19 protein-coding genes and 1 tRNA gene are annotated in these 18,918 nt (G+C 74.1%); 12 read left to right on the top strand and 8 right to left on the bottom strand.

Features of this window, described 5'->3' with window-relative positions; all coding sequences use genetic code 11:
* The 4 genes from ACYVO2_RS36090 to ACYVO2_RS36075 all read right to left on the bottom strand — a co-directional run.
* On the bottom strand, positions 1-193 hold a 193-nt coding region (locus ACYVO2_RS36090; RefSeq protein ID WP_461012346.1), incomplete at its 3' end, for a hypothetical protein.
* A 238-nt stretch (positions 194-431) separates the two neighbouring features.
* Complete coding sequence (locus tag ACYVO2_RS36085) at positions 432-1,286, bottom strand: S-methyl-5'-thioadenosine phosphorylase (RefSeq protein WP_461012345.1); 855 nt, start codon at positions 1,284-1,286, stop codon at positions 432-434.
* Between the two features lie 7 nt (positions 1,287-1,293).
* Positions 1,294-1,632, bottom strand: a complete 339-nt coding sequence (locus tag ACYVO2_RS36080; protein ID WP_461012344.1) for an FmdB family zinc ribbon protein — start codon at positions 1,630-1,632, stop codon at positions 1,294-1,296.
* A gap of 165 nt (positions 1,633-1,797) precedes the next feature.
* Complete coding sequence (locus ACYVO2_RS36075) at positions 1,798-3,282, bottom strand: potassium/proton antiporter (protein WP_461012349.1); 1,485 nt, start codon at positions 3,280-3,282, stop codon at positions 1,798-1,800.
* Positions 3,283-3,896: 614 nt separating this feature from the next.
* Here ACYVO2_RS36075 and ACYVO2_RS36070 point away from each other — a divergent pair.
* Positions 3,897-6,707 carry a penicillin acylase family protein gene (locus tag ACYVO2_RS36070; protein ID WP_461012343.1) on the top strand — a complete coding sequence of 937 codons (2,811 nt, stop codon included), beginning with the start codon at positions 3,897-3,899 and terminating at the stop codon, positions 6,705-6,707.
* 9 nt (positions 6,708-6,716) lie between these two features.
* On the opposite strand, the gene ACYVO2_RS36065 is transcribed toward ACYVO2_RS36070, so the two are convergent.
* Entirely contained in the window at positions 6,717-7,307 is a 591-nt protein-coding gene (locus ACYVO2_RS36065; protein ID WP_461012348.1) for a 5-formyltetrahydrofolate cyclo-ligase, read from the bottom strand.
* A gap of 233 nt (positions 7,308-7,540) precedes the next feature.
* On the opposite strand from ACYVO2_RS36065, the gene galU reads away from it, so the two are divergent.
* The 7 genes from galU to ACYVO2_RS36030 all read left to right on the top strand — a co-directional run bounded on the left by galU (position 7,541) and on the right by ACYVO2_RS36030 (position 12,821).
* Complete coding sequence (gene galU / locus ACYVO2_RS36060; protein ID WP_461012342.1) at positions 7,541-8,446, top strand: UTP--glucose-1-phosphate uridylyltransferase GalU; 906 nt, start codon at positions 7,541-7,543, stop codon at positions 8,444-8,446.
* Complete coding sequence (gene glp, locus ACYVO2_RS36055) at positions 8,443-9,744, top strand: molybdotransferase-like divisome protein Glp (protein WP_461012341.1); 1,302 nt, start codon at positions 8,443-8,445, stop codon at positions 9,742-9,744. The genes galU and glp overlap by 4 nt, the downstream gene beginning before the upstream one ends.
* Before the next feature lie 125 nt (positions 9,745-9,869).
* Positions 9,870-10,430, top strand: coding sequence for a cyclic pyranopterin monophosphate synthase MoaC (gene moaC, locus ACYVO2_RS36050; protein WP_461012340.1), 561 nt, complete (start codon positions 9,870-9,872; stop codon positions 10,428-10,430).
* Positions 10,427-10,942: a MogA/MoaB family molybdenum cofactor biosynthesis protein gene (locus ACYVO2_RS36045; RefSeq protein WP_461012339.1), complete on the top strand. Its 516-nt coding sequence runs from the start codon at positions 10,427-10,429 to the stop codon at positions 10,940-10,942. The genes moaC and ACYVO2_RS36045 overlap by 4 nt, the downstream gene beginning before the upstream one ends.
* Before the next feature lie 14 nt (positions 10,943-10,956).
* Positions 10,957-11,553, top strand: coding sequence for a GNAT family N-acetyltransferase (locus tag ACYVO2_RS36040; protein ID WP_461012338.1), 597 nt, complete (start codon positions 10,957-10,959; stop codon positions 11,551-11,553).
* A gap of 173 nt (positions 11,554-11,726) precedes the next feature.
* Positions 11,727-12,689: a divisome protein SepX/GlpR gene (sepX, locus tag ACYVO2_RS36035; protein ID WP_461012337.1), complete on the top strand. Its 963-nt coding sequence runs from the start codon at positions 11,727-11,729 to the stop codon at positions 12,687-12,689.
* 58 nt (positions 12,690-12,747) lie between these two features.
* Positions 12,748-12,821, top strand: a tRNA-Ala gene (locus ACYVO2_RS36030).
* A gap of 163 nt (positions 12,822-12,984) precedes the next feature.
* On the opposite strand, the gene ACYVO2_RS36025 is transcribed toward ACYVO2_RS36030, so the two are convergent.
* Entirely contained in the window at positions 12,985-14,601 is a 1,617-nt protein-coding gene (locus ACYVO2_RS36025; RefSeq protein WP_461012336.1) for an ABC-F family ATP-binding cassette domain-containing protein, read from the bottom strand.
* Between the two features lie 110 nt (positions 14,602-14,711).
* Between ACYVO2_RS36025 and ACYVO2_RS36020 the strand changes: the two genes are divergently transcribed.
* Together ACYVO2_RS36020 and ACYVO2_RS36015 are read left to right on the top strand one after the other, a co-directional pair.
* Complete coding sequence (locus tag ACYVO2_RS36020) at positions 14,712-15,446, top strand: TetR/AcrR family transcriptional regulator (RefSeq protein ID WP_461012335.1); 735 nt, start codon at positions 14,712-14,714, stop codon at positions 15,444-15,446.
* Between the two features lie 344 nt (positions 15,447-15,790).
* Positions 15,791-16,651 (top strand): putative RNA methyltransferase, encoded by an 861-nt coding sequence (locus ACYVO2_RS36015; RefSeq protein ID WP_461012347.1) that lies wholly within the window; start codon positions 15,791-15,793, stop codon positions 16,649-16,651.
* 31 nt (positions 16,652-16,682) lie between these two features.
* On the opposite strand, the gene ACYVO2_RS36010 is transcribed toward ACYVO2_RS36015, so the two are convergent.
* Complete coding sequence (locus ACYVO2_RS36010) at positions 16,683-17,138, bottom strand: GNAT family N-acetyltransferase (RefSeq protein WP_461012334.1); 456 nt, start codon at positions 17,136-17,138, stop codon at positions 16,683-16,685.
* Positions 17,135-17,662 carry a hypothetical protein gene (locus ACYVO2_RS36005; RefSeq protein ID WP_461012333.1) on the bottom strand — a complete coding sequence of 176 codons (528 nt, stop codon included), beginning with the start codon at positions 17,660-17,662 and terminating at the stop codon, positions 17,135-17,137. The genes ACYVO2_RS36010 and ACYVO2_RS36005 overlap by 4 nt, the downstream gene beginning before the upstream one ends.
* A gap of 114 nt (positions 17,663-17,776) precedes the next feature.
* Here ACYVO2_RS36005 and ACYVO2_RS36000 point away from each other — a divergent pair, with 114 nt between their 5' ends.
* Positions 17,777-18,235 (top strand): pyridoxamine 5'-phosphate oxidase family protein, encoded by a 459-nt coding sequence (locus ACYVO2_RS36000; protein WP_461012332.1) that lies wholly within the window; start codon positions 17,777-17,779, stop codon positions 18,233-18,235.
* 486 nt (positions 18,236-18,721) lie between these two features.
* On the top strand, positions 18,722-18,918 hold a 197-nt coding region (locus ACYVO2_RS35995), incomplete at its 3' end, for a hypothetical protein (protein WP_461012331.1).

Below are 18,918 nucleotides of genomic sequence, written 5' to 3'. Positions count from 1 at the left end.
GCCCCGGCGCCGCCAGCACGCCGGCCGCCGCGGCGCCCGCCGCCACCACGGCCACCGGGCCACCGCGGCGCCCGCGCGGCACGCGCGGCCGCCTCCGGCCGGCTCCGGCCCTGATCGGGGGGAACACGGGGACGTCGGACACGGCGGGAACGGCGAGCACGGCGGCCACCACCTTCACGGAAGCGAGGAGCACCGGACAGGACGCGTCCACCATGCCCCGCCCCGCACCCGCTCCGCGCCGACGGAGATCCACATGGGGAGAACCCGCCGCATGTGGAAAACGCGCCCACCCGTGAGGGTGAGCGCGTCATCGTCTCCGCAGAGGAGGAGCGAGCGAGCGGGAGGCGTGCGGCCCGGGCCACCGCGGGCCAGCCGTCCAGGTCGGGCCCCGGCGCCGTCCAAGCCCGGCACCGTGCAAGCCCGGCCCGGCCTCAGCCCTCGCCCGGCAGCGGCAGCCCCGTCTCCATCCCGTCCAGCGCACCGGCGCACAGGCAGTCCCGCTCCTCGGGCAGCGCCTCGACCGTCGCCATCAGCACCCCGCGCAGCCGGTCCACGTTGCTCGCGAAGACCTTCAGCACCTCGTCGTGGGTGACCCCGTCACCGGTCTCCACCCCCGCGTCCAGGTCGGTGACCAGCGTCAGCGACGTGTAGCACAGGCCCAGCTCGCGGGCGAGCACCGCCTCGGGGTGCCCGGTCATGCCGACGACCGACCAGCCCTGCGCGGCGTGCCAGCGCGACTCGGCGCGGGTGGAGAAGCGCGGCCCCTCCACCACCACGAGGGTGCCGCCGTCCACCGGCGTCCAGCCGGCGGCCCGGGCCGCGTCCACGGCCGCGTGCCGCCCGTCGGGGCAGTACGGGTCGGCGAAGGAGGCGTGCACCACGTTCGGCACCGTGCCGTCCGGCAGCGGAAGGCCGTCGTAGAAGGTCTGCACCCGGGACTTGGTGCGGTCCACCAACTGGTCGGGCACCAGCAGCGTCCCCGGGCCGTACTCGGGGCGCAGCCCGCCCACCGCGCACGGCCCCAGCACCTGGCGCACGCCCAGGGAGGCCAGCGCCCACAGGTTCGCCCGGTAGTTGATCCGGTGCGGCGGCATGTGGTGCCCGCGCCCGTGCCGGGGCAGGAAGGCCACCCGCCGTCCCTTGACCTCGCCGAGGAACACCGAGTCGCTGGGCGGGCCGTAGGGGGTGTCGACGGTCACCTCGGTGACGTCGTCGAGGAAGGTGTAGAGGCCGGAGCCCCCGATGACCCCCACCTCCGCCCGGGCGGAGGCACCCGCCCCGGTCACCGCCACCTCAGGCGGCCGACGTGGTGGAGGCCGGCTTGCTGTCGCCCTTGGACGACCCGCCCGAGTCCTTCGAGCCCGAGCCCTTCGTGCCCGAGTCCTTCGAGCCGGACGACGAGTCGCCGGAGCCGTTCGAGGAGGACGAGCTCTTCGACGAGCTGCCTTTCGCGCCGGCGCGGCTGTCGGTCCGGTAGAAACCGGAGCCCTTGAAGACGACACCGACGGCCGAGAACACCTTGCGCAGGCGTCCGTCGCAGCTCGGGCACTCGGTGAGCGCGTCGTCGGTGAACTTCTGCACCGCCTCGAGGCCCTCGCCGCAGTCGGTGCACTGGTACTGGTACGTCGGCACTTGCTCCTCCTGGCACTCTTGCTCAGTGAGTGCTAACGACGGTCCATGGTGCAGCATTCCCGCTGGTTAGTCCACCGGGGTCCACCGGGACATGAGGCACGCTCCCCCGGTTGTCCGGCCGGAACCCCCGTCCGGGGGAGCGCCCGCCCGCCCGCGCCGGCCCGCTCAGGCGCCCAGCCATCCGGCGAGCTTGCCGCCACGGGCGACCGCCCGCAGCCGCTGCTCGGCCCGGTCCCTGACCTCGTCCGTGCAGACCACGAGCAGCTCGTCGCCGCGCCGCAGCACCGTCTCCGGCAGCGGCACGAAGCTGCGCCCCTCCCGCACCACCAGCGTCACCGCCGCCCCGGCGGGCAGCCGCAGCTCGCCCACCTCGACCCCGTGCATCCGGGAGCCGCGGGGGACGTGGAGGGTGAGCAGTTGGCCGCGCAGCCGCTCCAGCGGCGCCGACTCGATGTCCAGCTCCGCCGCCTGGTCGCCCTCGCCGAGCCGCAGCGTGCGGGCCAGCCAGGGCAGGGTGGGCGCCTGCACCAGCGTGAAGACGATCACCAGGACGAAGACGATGTTGAACACGCGCCCGGCGTCCGGGACGTCGGCCACCAGCGGGATGGTGGCCAGCACGATCGGCACGGCCCCGCGCAGCCCCGCCCACGACAGCAGCGCCCGCTCCCGCCACGGCCAGCGGAACGGCGCCAGCGACACCAGCACCGACACCGGCCGCGCGACCAGCACCAGGGCCAGGCCGACGATGATCGCGGGCAGCACGTCGTCGCCCAGCTCGTGCGGGGTGACCAGCAGGCCGAGCAGCACGAAGAGGCCGATCTGCGCTATCCACGCCAGGCCCTCGGCGAAGCCGCGCGTCGCCGGCCGGTGCGGCAGCTTGGCGTTGCCCAGGATCAGCGAGGCGATGTACACGGCGAGGAAGCCGCTGCCGTGCGCCAGCGCGCCCCCGGCGTACGCCAGCACGGCCAGGGCCATCACCGCGATCGGGTACAGACCGGACGCGGGCAGGGCGATCTGCCGCAGCCCCAGCGCGCCGAGTCTGCCGACGGCGACGCCCACGACGAGGCCGATCGCCAGCTCCAGCGCGATCTCCCCGGCGATCTCGTACCAGGAGTGCAGGTGCCCGGTGGTGGAGAACGACACCACCAGGATGACCACCGGCGCGTCGTTGAACCCCGACTCGGCCTCCAGCGCGCCGGTGAGCCGGGGCGGCAGCGGCACCCTGCGCAGCACCGAGAACACCGCGGCGGCGTCCGTGGACGACACCACCGCGCCCATGAGCAGCGCGAGCTTCCACTCCAGGCCGACCAGCAGGTGCGCGGCCGCCGCGGTGATGCCCACGCTGACCGCCACGCCCACGGTGGACAGCGCCGCCGCCGCCGGGATCGCGGGTCTGATCTGCTGCCACTTGGTGCCGAGCCCGCCCTCGGCGAGGATCACGACCAGGGCCGCGTAGCCGAGCACCTGGGTCAGCTCGGCGTCGTCGAAGCGGACGCCGAACGGCCCGTCCTGCCCTATGGCCACCCCGATGGCGAGGTAGAGGAGCAGGCTGGGCAGCCCGCTTCGCGTGGACAGGCGGACGGCCACGACGGCGACGAGCAGCACGGCCGCGGAGACCAGCATGAGTTCGTTGAGGCGGTCGACGCTCAGGGGGCAGCCCTTTCTGTTCGGGTCTGTTTCGGTGTGCTTGTGGTTTGTGCTCGGTCTTTCTTGCTCTGTGCTCGGTCTGTCTCCGGTCTGTGCCCGGTCGGGCGACCGGAGGAGGCGCGGAGGCGCGGGCGGATCCGGTCACGGAACCGGGCGCCCGGGTCGGGTCGGTCGGGGCCGGCCGGCCGGCGGCGGGGCGGCCGGGGACTGCTCGATGGCGGGGCGGGTCGGCGGGGCTTGCTCCGGGCGGGTGGCCGGGTCCCCGCCCGTCCGCTCTGACGACCGGTCAGGCCGGAGAGCGGCCGAGGGGCGGGGTGGAAGTATTTTCGGCCTCTAACATTTTACCTGCTTTTGGCTTGGCCGCGCGGGAGGTCCCAACCCCCCCGCCGGACCCTCGGGGACCGGGCGGCGGACGAACCCCGCACCCACCGCGTACCCCCCACCGACCGCGGCCCCCGGCGCGCCCACACCGGCCCCGCGCCCCCCGCGGGCCTCCGGCCACCGGTGTCACCCGGTCGGCCGAGCACCCGTGGAACGGGACGCGATGTCACCACCGCGCCCCGCTCGGCCTAGTGTTGCTCCAGCAACGGCCCCCGTGAGGACCTCGAAGGACACCGATGCCCGCCAAGAAGAAATTCCGACGCTCCCGCCTTGTCCTGATCGGGCTGATCGTCCTGGTGGTGGCAGGCGTCGCAGGCGGCGCCGTGTGGAGCGTCAGTACGGTCCGCGCCTCCTTCCCGCAGACCACGGGGCAGCTCGAGCTCCCCGGCCTGTCCGGGCCGGTCGAGGTCAGACGGGACGCCAAGGGCATCCCGCAGTTGTACGCGGACACCGACGAGGACCTGTTCATGGCCCAGGGCTTCGTCCAGGCGCAGGACCGGTTCTGGGAGATGGACGTCCGACGGCACATCACCGCCGGACGCCTTTCGGAGATGTTCGGCGAGGACCAGGTCGAGAACGACGCGTTCCTGCGCACGCTCGGCTGGCGCCGGGTGGCCCAGGAGGAGTACGACAAGAAGCTGTCCAAGGAGACCAAGCGCTACCTGGACGCGTACACCGAGGGCGTCAACGCCTACCTCAAGGGCCGCAGCGGCGACGAGCTGTCGCTGGAGTACGCGGTCCTGGGCCTCACCAACGACTACAAGCCGGAGCCGTGGACCCCGGTGGACTCCGTGGCGTGGCTGAAGGCCATGGCCTGGGACCTGCGCGGCAACATGAAGCAGGAGATCGACCGCGCGCTGATGGCGGGCCGGATGAGCCCCGAGGAGATCGACGAGCTCTACCCGGCCTACCCCTACAAGCGGAACGAGACGATCGTCTCCGACGGCGCCGTGGACCCCGTCACGGGCGAGTTCGATCCCGCGGCGGACCCGGACGACACCTCCGACTCCTCCGGCCTCGGCACCGGCGCGGGCATCCCGGGCGGGGGCACCGGCACGGGTACCGGAACCGGCACGGGCGTGGGCACAGGAGCAGGCACCGGCACCGGATCCGGCACCGGCGGCTCCTCCGTCCAGACCCAGCTCGCCGGCGTCGCCGAGCGCCTGGACTCCCTGCCGAACCTGCTCGGCCCCTCCGGCAGCGGCATCGGCTCCAACTCGTGGGTGGTCTCCGGCGCCTACACCACCACCGGGAAGCCGCTGCTGGCCAACGACCCGCACCTGGCCCCCCAGATGCCCTCGCTCTGGTACCAGATGGGCCTGCACTGCCGCTCCCTGAACGACAAGTGCACCTTCGACGTGGCCGGCTTCACCTTCTCCGGCATGCCGGGCGTCGTCATCGGCCACAACGGCGACATCGCGTGGGGCTTCACCAACCTCGGCGCCGACGTCACCGACCTGTACCTCCAGAAGGTGACCGAGGACACCTACACCTACGGCGACGAGGAGAAGGAGTTCGACACCCGCAAGGAGACCATCAAGGTCGCCGGCGGGAAGTCGCGCACCATCACCGTGCGGGAGACCGAGGAGATGGGCCCGATCGTCTCCGACCGCGAGGACGAGCTGACCCGCGTCGGCCAGGAGGCCCCGGCCCCGGACGCCGCCCCCGACCGCAAGGACGGCTACGCGGTCTCGCTGAAGTGGACGGCGCTGACCCCGTCCAGGACCATGGACGCCGTCTTCGGGCTCAACCGCGCCAAGGACTTCGAGGAGTTCCGCGACGCCGCCGGCGACTTCGCCGTTCCGTCACAGAACATGATCTACGCCGACCGCGAGGGCAACATCGGCTACCAGGCCCCCGGCCAGGTGCCGATACGCGGCGAGGACTTCGACGGCCGCTACCCGGCGCCGGGCTGGGACCCGGAGGCGACCTGGGAGTCGTTCGTCGACTTCGACGAGATGCCGTACGAGTACAACCCCGAGCGCGGCTACATCGTCACCGCCAACCAGGCCGTCATCGACGAGCGCTACCCCCACGCGCTGACCTCCGACTGGTCGTACGGCACCCGCAGCCAGCGGATCAACGAGCTGATCAAGGGCAAGCTCAAGGGCGGCGGCAAGATCTCCATGGACGACATGCAGTCCATGCAGCTCGACAACACCAGCGAGATCGCCAAGCTGCTCGTGCCCGAGCTGCTGAAGATCGAGATCAAGGACGACTACGTCCGCGAGGCCCAGGACCTGCTGCGCGACTGGGACTACCAGCAGGACTCCGACTCGGCCGCCGCCGCCTACTTCAACGGGGTGTGGCGCAACCTGCTGAAGAACACCTTCGGCAAGAAGATGCCCAAGGAGCTGCGGCCCGAGGACGAGTGCATCAACGTGCCCCCGGCCGAGGACGCGGGCCCCGTAGACGACCTCGGCGAGGACCCGAAGACCATCCTGGAGTGCGGCGAGCGCGACCCGGACCAGGCCCAGCCGGACGGCGGCGACCGCTGGTCCGAGGTGGTCAGGAAGCTCCTGTCCGACAAGGACAGCAAGTGGTGGACCACCTCCACCGAGCTCGGCGGCAAGGGCGACCGCGACGCGATGCTGCGCCGGGCCATGAAGGACGCCCGGTTCGAGCTGACCGCCAAGCTCGGCAAGGACATCTCCACCTGGAGCTGGGGCCGCCTGCACAAGCTGGACCTGAAGAACCAGACCCTCGGCAAGCACGCCCCGAGCGTGGTGAAGTGGCTGTTCAACCGCGGCCCGTACGAGATGGGCGGCGGGGAGGCCGCCGTGGACGCCACCGGCTGGAACGCGGCGGGCGGCTACGAGGTCACCTGGGTGCCGTCGATGCGGATGGTGGTGAACCTGGAGGACTTCGACAAGTCCCGCTGGATCAACCTCACCGGCGCCTCCGGCCACGCCTACCACAAGAACTACTACGACCAGACGGCGATGTGGCAGCGCGGCGACCTGCTGCCGTGGGCGTTCAGCGACGACGCGGTCAAGAAGCGCACCAAGAACCGCATGGTGCTGACGGCCTCGCCGGGCAAGCGGTAGCGCCCGCCGCTAGAAGCGCCTGACTCCTTCCGGGGTCACCGCCGCCGTCACCCGGCGGTCGTGCGGCTCGGCCGGGACGCGCGGGACGATCTCCCCGCGGTGCAGCAGCACCACGAGGGGGACGTCCCCGCGGGCCCGGCCGAGCCGTTCCAGCACCCGGTCGTAGGAGCCGCCGCCGCGGCCGAGCCGCATCCCGCCGACGTCCACCGCAAGACCGGGCAGCAGCACCGCGTCCGCCCCGGTGACCGCGTCCACCCCGAGCCGCGGCCCGCCGGGCTCCAGCAGCCCCAGCGAGGTGCCGCCGGTCCGCGACACCCGGCGCAGCCCCTCGGGGCCGGTGTACTCGGCCCAGTCCAGGTCGCCGTCGGGCAGCAGGACGGGCAGCAGCACCCGGGTGCCGCGGGCCCGCAGCGCCTCCAGCAGCTCCCGGGTGCCGGGCTCGCTGCCCACCGAGACGTACGCGGCCACCACCGCGGCCCCGGCCAGCTCCGGCAGGGCCAGGGCGTGCGCCGTGACGGCGGCCTCCGCCTCCCCGCGTTCATCGGCCGTTAGCCCCAGCCTCGCCTTCAGCAACCTTTTCCGAAACACTGTCTTACTAATGTGAACGTCCGCGCTCTCCTCGGTGGCGTTCTCAGTGGCCCTTCCGGTGACGTTTCCGCCCGCCGACTGCCCGTTCCCGCCCGCTTCCGCCCGGGAACGCGCGTCCGGTGCCCTGTCCGGCGCCATGCCGGCCCCCTCTCCTCGTGCCTGGATACCGGGTGATTCCGCTCAGAAGCGTTGTTTCGCGGCCGATGCACAGCGGTCGCAAAGAAACACCCGTTAGTGTGCGAGGCATGACACTCTCTCGCCCCCGCATCAGCAAGGCTGTCATCCCCGCCGCAGGGTTGGGCACGCGGTTCCTGCCCGCCACCAAGGCGACGCCCAAGGAGATGCTCCCGGTGGTGGACAAGCCGGCCATCCAGTACGTGGTGGAGGAGGCGGTCTCCGCGGGACTGCCGGACGTGCTGATGGTCACCGGGCGCAACAAGCGCCCCCTGGAGGACCACTTCGACCGCAACTACGAGCTCGAGGAGCTCCTCGCCCGCAAGGGGGACGAGGGCAGGCTGGCCCGCGTCCAGGAGTCCAGCGACCTCGCGGCCATACACTACGTGCGCCAGGGCGACCCCAAGGGCCTGGGCCACGCGGTGCTGTGCGCCGAGCCCCACGTGGGCGACCAGCCGTTCGCGGTCCTCCTCGGCGACGACCTGATCGACCCCCGCGACCCGCTGCTCACCCGCATGATCGAGGTGCAGGAGCGGCTCGGCGGCAGCGTCGTCGCCCTGATCGAGGTCGACCCCGCCCAGATGCACCTGTACGGCTGCGCGGCCGTGCGGCCCACCGGCGAGGACGGCGTGGTGCGCGTCACCGACCTGGTGGAGAAGCCCGGCCCGGGCGAGGCCGTGAGCAACTACGCGGTGATCGGCCGCTATGTGCTCAGCCCCGAGATCTTCGGCGAGGTCAAGCAGACCCAGCCCGGCAGGAACGGCGAGATCCAGCTCACCGACGCGCTGCGGGTGCTCGCCCAGCGCAACGACAAGGGCGGCCCCCTGCACGGCGTGCTGTTCTCCGGCCGCCGGTACGACACCGGCGACAAGGGCGACTACCTGCGTGCCATTGTCAGACTCGCGTGCGAACGTGATGACCTGGGCCCCGACTTCCGGGCCTGGCTGCGGACGTTCGTCAACGAGGAGATGGCTTGAGCGAGCAACGGGGCACCGCACAGGACCGGCTCTGGTCGGTGGACGAGCACGTCGAGGACATCCTGCGCACCCTCACGCCGCTCGAACCCCTGGAGCTCCAGATCCTCGACGCCCAGGGCTGCGTCCTGGTCGAGGACGTCACCGTGGGCGCCCCCCTGCCGTCCTTCGACAACAGCTCGATGGACGGCTACGCCGTGCGCGTCGCCGACACCGCGGGCGCCGGAGAGCGGTTCCCCGCGGTGCTGAGCGTCGTCGGCGAGGCGGCGGCGGGCACGGGCGAGCCGCCCGCCGTCGGTCCCGGCGAGTGCGTGCGGATCATGACGGGCGCGCCGATCCCCCCGGGCGCGCAGGCCGTGGTGCCGGTGGAGTGGACGGACGGCGGCGCGGGCGGGGACGTCCCGGCCACCGCCATGACCGCCCACCGGGCCGACCCCTCCGACGCCTGGGGCGAGGTCCGGATCTTCCGCCCGGTCCAGGAGGGCGCGCACATCCGGCGCCGCGGCGGCGACGCCCCCGCGGGGCAGCTCGCGCTGGAGGCGGGCACGGTGCTCGGGCCGCCCCAGATCGCGCTGCTCGCCGCGATCGGCAGGCCGTCCGTGCGGGTGCGCCCGCGGCCGCGGGTGGTGGTGCTGTCCACCGGCAGCGAGCTGGTCCAGCCGGGGGAGGAGCCGGGCCCGGGGCGGATCAACGACTCCAACAGCTTCGCCCTGACCGCCGCGGCCCGGGAGGCGGGCGCCGAGGCGTACCGGGTGGGCGCCGTGCCGGACGACCCGGAGAAGCTGCTCAACACGGTGCAGGACCAGTTGATCCGCGCCGACATCCTCGTCACCAGCGGCGGGGTCAGCGTCGGCGCCCACGACGTGGTCAAGGAGGTCTTCGAGCAGCTCGGCTCGGTGGAGTTCCGCAGGCTGGCCATGCAGCCGGGCAAGCCCCAGGGCTTCGGCCACATCGGCCCCGACGGCACCCCGCTGTGCGCCCTTCCGGGCAACCCGGTGAGCGCCTACGTGTCGTTCGAGCTGTTCGTGCGCCCCGCCATCCGCACCCTGATGGGCCTCACCCCGGTGCACCGCCCGACCGTGACGGCCTGGCTCACCGAGGAGATCGCCGCGTCCCCGCGGGGCAGGCGCCAGTACCTGCGCGCCCGTTACGACGCGGCGGCGGACGAGGTCACGCCCGTGGGCGGCGCGGGCTCCCACTTGATCGCCGCCCTGGCCCGGGCGGACGCGCTGATCGTCGTCCCCGAGGAGGTCACCTCGGTGGAGGCGGGCGCGGAGGTGCACGTGATACCGCTCACGTAGGCGCGCCCGGCCGCCGCACCGCTCGCCCCCCGGGGCCGTCCCGCCCCGCCAGGAGTACGGTGTCCTGCGCCGCCGCGCACGAGGCACCGCGCGGCAGGCACGGCAGGCACCGCATCAGGAGAGCGATGAGCACGGGCGACCCCACACCGCAGCAGCCGCAGGACCCGCAGCAGCCCCGGCTGACCCACATCGACCCGGCGGGCGCCGCGCGCATGGTGGACGTGTCCGCCAAGCAGGCCACCGTCCGCACCGCCCGCGCCTCGGGCCGGGTGCGGGTCTCCCCGCGCGTGGTCGAGCTGCTGCGCGGCGAGGGCGTCCCCAAGGGCGACGCCCTCGCGGTGGCGCGGATCGCCGGGATCATGGGCGCCAAGCGCACCCCCGACCTGGTGCCGCTGTGCCACCCCATCGCGCTGTCCGGCGTCACGGTCGACCTCACCGTCACCGACACCGCCGTGGAGATCTCCGCCACCGTCCGCACCGCCGACCGCACCGGCGTGGAGATGGAGGCCCTCACCGCCGTCACGGTCGCCGCGCTCACCGTGGTCGACATGGTCAAGGCCGTGGACAAGGCCGCCGTCATCGAGGCCGTCCAAGTGGAGGAGAAGACGGGCGGCAAGTCCGGCGACTACCACCGCGCGCCCGCCCCCGCCGGAGGCGCCGCCCCCGGCCGAAAGGACAACGCATGACCGCCCCGCGCGCCCTCGCCGTCACCGTCTCCAACCGCGCCGCCGCCGGGGTGTACGCCGACCGCGGCGGCCCGCTGCTGGTCGCGGGCCTGGCGTCGATGGGCTTCGCGGTGGAGGGCCCCCGGGTCGTGCCGGACGGCGAGCCGGTGGAGGCGGTGCTCCGCGAGGCCGTCGAGGCGGGCTTCGACGTCGTCCTCACCACCGGCGGAACCGGAATCTCGCCCACCGACCGCACCCCCGAGATGACCCGGCGCGTTGTGGAGTACGAGATCCCCGGCATCGCCGAGGCGATACGCGCGGCCGGCCGGGCGAAGGTCCCCACGGCCGTGCTCTCGCGTGGGATCGCCGGCGTAGCGGGTAGCACTCTCGTGGTGAACCTTCCCGGGTCCACCGGAGGGGTGAAGGACGGCCTGGCCGTGCTGGAGCCCGTCCTGCCCCACGCCGTGGACCAACTGCGCGGCGGCGACCACCCCGCCTCCGGCACCACGCAGAGCACAGGGAGATCGAGCTGAACCCCTTCTGGCCGGTGGAGCTGACGGAGGGCGACATCACCCTCCGTCCCATCAGGGTGCGCGACCAACGTGCCTGGCGGGAGGTGAACCAGCGCAACCGCGAGTGGCTGCGCCCCTGGGAGGCCACCGTGCCCCCGGGCGCGGGAGGCCAGTCCGGGAGCCGGCCCACCTACCGGCAGATGGTCCGCCATCTGCGGGCCGAGGCGTCGGCCGGGCGGATGCTGCCGTTCGTGGTGGCGTACCGGGGACGGCTGGTCGGCCAGCTCACCGTGGCGGGCATCACCTGGGGGTCGATGTGCTCGGCGCACATCGGCTACTGGGTGGACCAGGCGGTGGCCGGGCGCGGCGTGATGCCGACGGCGGTCGCGCTGTCGGTGGACCACTGCTTCGGCGTCCTGGGGCTGCACCGGATCGAGGTGTGCATCCGGCCGGAGAACGGGCCGAGCCGCCGGGTGGTGGAGAAGCTGGGCTTCCGGGAGGAGGGCCTGCGACCCCGCTACCTGCACATCGACGGCGGCTGGCGGGACCACCTGGTGTACGCGCTCACCGTCGAGGAGGTCCCCGAGGGCCTGCTCAACCGCTGGCGGAAAGCCAACGCACACCACAAATAAAACAAGCATTCGAATAATCGCCCCAGGTGGGCCGAGTGCGGCTCGCCCTATTGGCGTATTTTCGGGCCGACCATCGCACCAATCGCAAAAAAAGCTCGGTCTATCAGCCAGATCGTGCGACACACCGCCGCGAATTGCTGTTGGGCCGTCCCCGCGCCCCCTACGGTGTGAGCGTGAGCAGCAGCGGCCTCATCTACGCAGTCATCGTGGGGGCCTGGGCTGCCTACTTGGTGCCGATGTGGCTCCGTAGGCAGGACGAGCTGAACGAGGCCCGCCCGACGGAACGCTTCAGCACCGCCATTCGCCTCCTGTCGGGGCGGGCGGCGATGGAGCGCCGTTACGCGAAGGCCGCCACCGAATCCGGCCACGCCCAGGACCCCGAGGAACCGCACGACCCCGCGCCCGCGGAGCCGGAACCGGCCCCGGCCCCGTCGGTGGACGTGCGGGACCTCGCCGTGCCCGTACGCCCCCGGCAGCAGCAGCAGCAACAGCAGCCGCCGCCCCCCGGCCACGGCACCCGCCGCGCCCGCGTGCTGGCCCGCCGCCGCAGGACCACCGTCGTGCTGTTCCTGACCTTCACGGCGGGCACCGTCGCCGCCGCCGTGGGCGGCTGGAAGCTGCTGTGGCTCCCCGCCGTGCCCGGCGTCCTGCTGACCGCCTACATCGCCCACCTGCGCCGCCAGGAGCGCCGCCGCTTCGAGGTCAAGCTCGACCAGCACCGCGCCGCCGAGGCGGCCCACCGCCTGCGCGAGACCCGCCCCCCGCGCCCCGCGGCCGCGCCCCCCGCCGCCGCCCCGCCGGCCCCCGAGCCCCCCGCGGCCCCCGAGCCGGAGGAGGCCGTCCGCCGCGCCGTGGTGGAGGAGACGGACCACGCCGAGTGGGTGGACGGCATGCGCCGCCGCCCCGCCGACCAGGACGGCTGGGAGCCGGTCCCCGTCCCCCTGCCGACGTACGTCACCGCCCCCGTCGCCCCCCGCAACACCACCGGCGTGGACCTCAACGCCCCCGGCACCTGGAGCTCCGCCCGCCTCCCGAAGGACCAGGACCCCACCACCCCCCGCTCCCGCGAACGCGGCCGCACCCCCCTGTTCGACCAGTACGCCGACCAGGACCGCCCCCGCGCCGCCAACGAGTGACCCCCACCCAAACCGATTAACGACCACCCCCCGCGAGGTGCTAAAGTTTCCTCCCGTTGGGCCTGTAGCGCAGCCCGGTAGCGCACCTCGTTCGCATCGAGGGGGTCAGGGGTTCAAATCCCCTCAGGTCCACAGATGAGAGCCCCTGTCGGAGTGATCCGGCGGGGGCTCTTTCGTGTCTTGGGTGAGGCGGCTCTCCTGCCTTCGCCGGGTGGGGTTGTTCGCGGTGGTGGGGCTCGGTGGGGTCTGGTTCGGGGGCGGCCGTCGGTTCGGGGTGGCGTGGGGGTGGGGCGGCTCATCGTCGGGTGGGGGTCCAGATCGGTTCGGGGGATTCGTGGACCGTGCCGTCGCCTTCGAAGATGAGGAAGCGGTCCATGTCGGTGGCGAACCAGCGGTCGTGGGTGACGGCCAGGACGGTGCCGGAGTAGGTGGTCAGGGCGCTCTGGAGGGCGTCGGCGCCAGCCAGGTCGAGGTTGTCGGTGGGTTCGTCGAGCAGGAGGAGGGTGGCGCCGGACAGTTCCAGCAGGAGGATCTGGAGGCGGGCCTGCTGGCCGCCGGAGAGGGTCTCGAAGGGCTGGTTCGCCGCGGGGGCGAGTTCGTAGCGGGCCAGGGCGGCCATGGCCTCGTTCAGGGTGTGGGCGTGGCGGGTGGTGACCACCTCGGCGGGGGTGCGGCCGTGCAGGTCGGGGCGGGTGTGGGTCTGGGCGAAGTGGCCGGGCGTCACGCGGGCGCCCAGGCGGGCCGTGCCGCTGTGCCGCACCGTCGGGGTGGCGCCGTCGGCGGATTCGGCCAGCAGGCGCAGGAAGTGGGACTTGCCCGAGCCGTTGGGGCCGAGCACGCCGACCCGTTCGCCGTACCGGATCTCGGTGCGGAACGGGCGGGTCAGGCCGGTCAGCTCCAGGTTCTCGCAGATGACGGCGCGCTTGCCGGTGCGGCCGCCGCGCAGCCGCATCCGGACGTTCTGCCGCTTGGGCGGTGGCTCGGGCGGACCCGCCTCCTCGAAGCGGGCGAGGCGGGTGCGGGCGGCGCGGTAGGCGGAGGCCACGGAGTCGTTGTTGGCGGCGGTCCGGCGCAGCGTGTGCGTCAGGTGCCTGAGCTTGGCGTGCTCCTCGTCCCAGCGGCGGCGCAGCTCCGTCAGCCGGGCGATGCGGGCCTCGCGGCCCTGGGCGTAGGTGGCGAAGCCGCCGCCGTGCACCCAGACGCGGCGGGACTCGACGGTCACGATGCGGTCGGTGGCGTTGGCCAGGAGGCGCCGGTCGTGGGAGACCAGCAGGACGGTCTTGGAGGTGGCCCGCAGCCGCTCCTCCAGCCACTGCTTGGCGGGCACGTCCAGGTAGTTGTCCGGCTCGTCGAGCAGCAGCACCTCGTCGGGGCCGCGCAGCAGGGCCTCCAGGACGACGCGTTTCTGCTCGCCGCCGGAGAGGGTGGTGACGGGGCGGTCGCGCACGGCGTCCCAGGGCAGGCCGAGGGCGGCGGTGGCGCAGGTGTCCCACACGACCTCCATGGCGTAGCCGCCTGCGTCGGCGAAGTCGCTGACCGCCTGGGCGTAGGCGAGCTGGGTCGGCTCGTCGTCGTGTGCCGCGAGCGCGGCCTCGGCGCGGGACAGGCGGGCCGCGGCCGCGCGGACGTCTTCGGGGGCGACGGAGAGCAGCAGGTCGTGCAGGGTGCGGTCCGGGTCGCGGAGGCTGCCGATGAACTGCCGCATCACCCCGAGACCGCCCGAGCGGGTCACCCGTCCGTCGTCCGGGCGCAGGTCCCCGGCGATCAGCCGCAGCAGGGTTGTCTTGCCCGCGCCGTTCGGGCCCACCAGGCCGGCCGTGACGCCCTCGCCGACCCGGAACGACACCTCGTGCAGCAGCAGGCGGCCGTCGGGGAGCAGGTGGGTGAGCCGGTCGACCTCGATGTGTCCCATGGCGGGCGCGCCCTCCGGAGAAGGGGAAGGGGTAGGGGAGGAGGCTGGAACGGTGTTCTGGTTACTGGAACGTTGGTCCGGTGCTGGATCAGCATACTAGGATCGGGGCCGTGGACACGGGGCAGGAAAGGCCGGAGCGGGAAACGCGGGCGGAGACGGCGGGCGGGGTGTGGCTGCGGCCGCCGCGCACCCGGCGGGAGGCGCCGCCGCTCAGCCGGGAGCGGATCGTCCGGGAGGCGGTGGCGCTGCTGGACGAGGAAGGCGTCGGCCGGCTGACGATGCGGCGGCTCGCCGAGCGCCTCGGCACCGGCGCGACCACGCTGTACTGGCACGTCAGGACCAAGGACGACGTCCTCGACCTGGCCCTGGACGCGATCTTCGGGGAGGTTCCCGTCCCGCGGGCCGGGGCCCGGCCCTGGCGCGAGGACGTCACCGAGCTGCTCGGCGGCTGGCGCGGCGCGCTGCTGGCCCACCCCTGGTCGGCCACCCTGCTCGCCCGCCCCATGCTCGGCCCCAACGTGCTGGCCCGCACCGAGTTCCTGTACGCCACTCTGCGCGCCGCCGGGTTCACCGAGCCGCATCTGACCGCGGCGGCGTACGCGTTGTCGCACCACGTCATCGGCTCCGCGCTGATGCAGGTCACCTGGCGCGCCGGCGACGAGCAGGCCGCCCGCCGGGCCGCGGCCGACCACCTGCGCGCCCACAGCGACCGCTACCCCACCCTGGCCGCCCACGGCCCGTCGGTGGGCCACGACTGGGACACCACCTTCGCCCTGGGCTTGGCGTACCTCCTCGACGGCATCGAGGCCGGCGCCGTGGGCGGGGGCCGCGGCGGGGGCGGGTGAGGGCGGCCGGAGGGCGCGGGTCGGGTCGCGGACGGCGCCTGGTCCCGCCGACGCGCCTGTACGCTTGCGGCCATGGCATGTCGCAGCGTTCCCCACGCGTATTCGTGAGGCGGTGACAGGCGCGGCGGTGCGTACCGTGCCGCGGCGCCCTGAGGTGTGTCCGCCGATCGCGGCGCCGCCAGGACCGGCCCCCGGCCGCCCGGCGGGCTCGATCGTCCACCGCTGAACGGGCAGCCGCCCGGCTGCCGTGAGGAACCCCCATGCCCGAGACATCCGAGCCCCGGACAGCGAAGCGCCGGGCAGCAGAGCACCACGCGGCGCAACCGCAGGCGGCGAACTCCCGGATGGCCGACGACCGCTGGCGCGCCCTGCTGCCGGTCCTGCGCTGCCCGGTGTGCGGCGGCTCCTTCACCGGCGCCGACGGCCGGGCGCTGAGCTGCGCCGGACGGCACTCCTTCGACATCGCCCGGCACGGCTACGTCGGGCTGCTCGGTGGCGGTCGGCGCGCCGCCACCGGGGACAGCGCCGCGATGGTGCAGGCCAGGGAGGACTTCCTGCGGGCGGGGCACTACGCGCCGCTCGCCGGCGCCCTGGCCCGGGCGGTGGCGGACGCGGCCCCGCCGGGCGGCACGGTGCTGGACGCCGGGGTGGGCACCGGCTACTACCTGGCCGCCGCCCTGGACGCGGTCCCGGACGGCGCGGGCCTGGGCCTGGACACCTCCGCGTACGCGCTGCGCCGCGCGGGGCGGGCGCACCCGCGGGCCGGGGCGGCGAGCTGGGACGTGTGGCGGCCGCTGCCGGTGCGGGACGGGGCCTGCGACGTGGTGCTCAACGTCTTCGCGCCCCGCAACGGGCCCGAGTTCCACCGGGTGCTGCGGCCGGGCGGGGCCCTGGTGGTGGCCACCCCGGGGCCGGGGCACCTCGACGAGCTGCGGCGGAGGGTCGGCCTGATCTCGGTGGACGGCGCGAAGGAGGAGCGGCTGCGCCGGGCGCTGTCCGGCCGCTTCGACCGGGTGGGCGGCCGGGCGCTGGAGTACGTCGTCACCCCCGGCGCCCGGGACGTCGGCAACCTCGCCGCCATGGGCCCCACCGCCCGCCATGTGCCGCCCGAGGAGCTGCGGCGGCGGATCGCGGCGCTGGACGGCCCGCTCGCGGTGACCGTGTCGTTCACGGTGTCGGTGTACCGGCCGCGGGCGGGGGCCTGACGGCGGGACGGGCGCCCGGGCCGGGTCCGGTTCAGCCCACGCGCAGGGTGAAGCGGACCTTCTCGCGGCGGGTGGCGCCCAGCCGGTCGTAGAAGCGGATCGCGCCCTCGTTCCAGGGCGGGGTGTTCCACTGCACCTCGTCCAGACCGAGCGCCCGCGCCTCGGCGACGACCGCCTCGAACAGCCGCGCCCCCACACCGTGCCCCCGGTGCTCCGGGCGCAGGTACAGGCAGTCCAGGTGCAGGTACTGGTGCCCCTGCCAGGTGGCGAACTCCGGGGCGCAGGTGGCGTACCCGGCGAGCCGCCCGTCCCCCGCGTCGGCGACCAGGCAGCGCAGCGCCGGCCGGGGCGAGGCGAACAGCAGTCGCCCCAGGCGCTCGGCGAGGTCGGGGGCGGGCGGGCCGGCCTTCTCGTAGGCGGCGTGCTCGGCCGCGAGGACCGCCACCTCGGGCAGGTCGCCGGGGCGGGCGGGCCGGACGGCGGTCACGGGCGGCCCTGCGCCGTGGGCAGGACGTCGGCCCGCCACGCGGCCAGGCGCTCCTCCACGGTGCCGCCGCCGGCCAGCACCCGGCGCAGATACGCGTCCCGCTCGTGGGAGAGGACCTCGGCCTCCCACACGCACGGCGCCAGGCCCGCGGCGCCGGGGCGCAGCAGCTCGGGCCGGTCCGCGGGGCCGGTGAAGACGGCCAGCCGCGACATGTACGCCTCCACCCAGGTGTGCACCAGCAGGTAGTCGCCGTCGCCGCCCGCGTGGACGATCACGCAGCCGAGCCCCAGCGAGCCCGCGGAGCGCTCCAGCCGCAGTTGGTCCGCGGCGCGGGCCAGCGCCGCCTCCTCGGCCGCCGGGGTGACGGCCCGTCCGGGCGCCTCGATGGCGTACAGCTTGATGAGGTGTCCGCCCGCCTCCGGCGCCCCGAGGAACCGGGTGGTGCGCCGGTGCCAGCCGTCGGCCAGGGCGAGGACGGCGGCGGTGTCCACCGCGTCCGGTATCGCGTGATCGTGGTCGGGCATGCGGATCATGATGCCCGGCGGCGCACCGTCTGTCGACGCCCGGCCGGGGTCCGCCCGCGGTCCTACGCCCGCCGCCCGAGGCGCGGCGGACGGACCCCCGGGTAGCGTCCCCGCATGACGATCAACGAGCCGCCTCGCGGCCCTGAGCTGCGCAAACGCGATGTCCTCGCCCGGCTGGAGCGGGAGCTGGACATCTGGGCCGCCTCGGCGGGCGCCGACGGTGTGCCGTACCTGGTGCCGCTGTGGTTCCGCTGGGACGGGGAGGCGGTGTGGCTGGCCACCCGGGCCGCCAACCCCACCGCGCGCAACCTGCGCGACACCGGCCGGGCCCGCCTCGCGCTCGGCGACACCCGGGACGTCGTCCTGCTCGACGGCGAGGCGCGGGCCTTCCCCGCCGAGCGGGTGCCCACCGCCGCGGCGGACGCCTTCACGGCGAAGACCGGGTGGGACCCGCGCCGGGAGAACGCCCCGTACGCGTACCTCCGGGTGGTGCCGCGGGCGGTGCAGGCGTGGCGCGGGGAGCACGAACTGGCGGGACGACACCTGATGCGCGACGGCCGGTGGCTGGTGTGACACGCGGGGCCGGGCGGGGGCGGGGGCGGTGTCGCGCCGGGGCGCCGAGGAGCGGCACGAACGGTTCGCTGCGGGGACGGAGCGGCGGAGGGCGGTTCCGGATGGGTGGGCGTGGTGGGTGCGGGTCGCTCGTGTGCCCGGTGGTGGGCTGTTGGCGATCACGTTCCGCGACTTCTGGGGTTCGGGGGACGGTTTTCGGTCACTTCGGTGGGGCGGCGCTCGGTGGTGGGGGGCGGCCGGTTGCGGAGGGGCGAAGGGGCTGGTGACACTCATGTCAAAGTCGAGTGGGATGCGAGGGATTCGCGAGGGCCCGCGGGGCTCGAAGGGCCGGGGGAGCCGGTGGCCGGAGGGGGGTGTTCGGCGTCTGTCGAGGCCTTCACCTGCGGCGATCACGGTGTGTGTGCGGCTTCCGGGCCGGGGGCCGGCCTTTGCTCACGGCTGATACTGACACTTGTGCTTACTAAGCAGCAAGTGCAGACTCATGACATGACGACGGAACAGACGCACTTGGAAGAGATCGGGGAGGTGGTGGTCCGCCACCTGACCGACACCGGCCGTGAAGCGGCCGATCTGACGCTCGCCGACCTGGCGGAGATCGTCGGCGTGTCCCGGGCCACCCTGATCCGCCGCATCGGCAGCCGCGCCGCCCTGGACAACGTCCTCGCGGCGGCCGGGGTGCGGCA

The sequence above is a fragment of the Streptomyces capparidis genome (assembly GCF_054782095.1).
The sequence above is the reverse complement of the archived record's forward strand: the minus strand, read 5'-3'. Positions and strand labels throughout refer to the sequence as shown.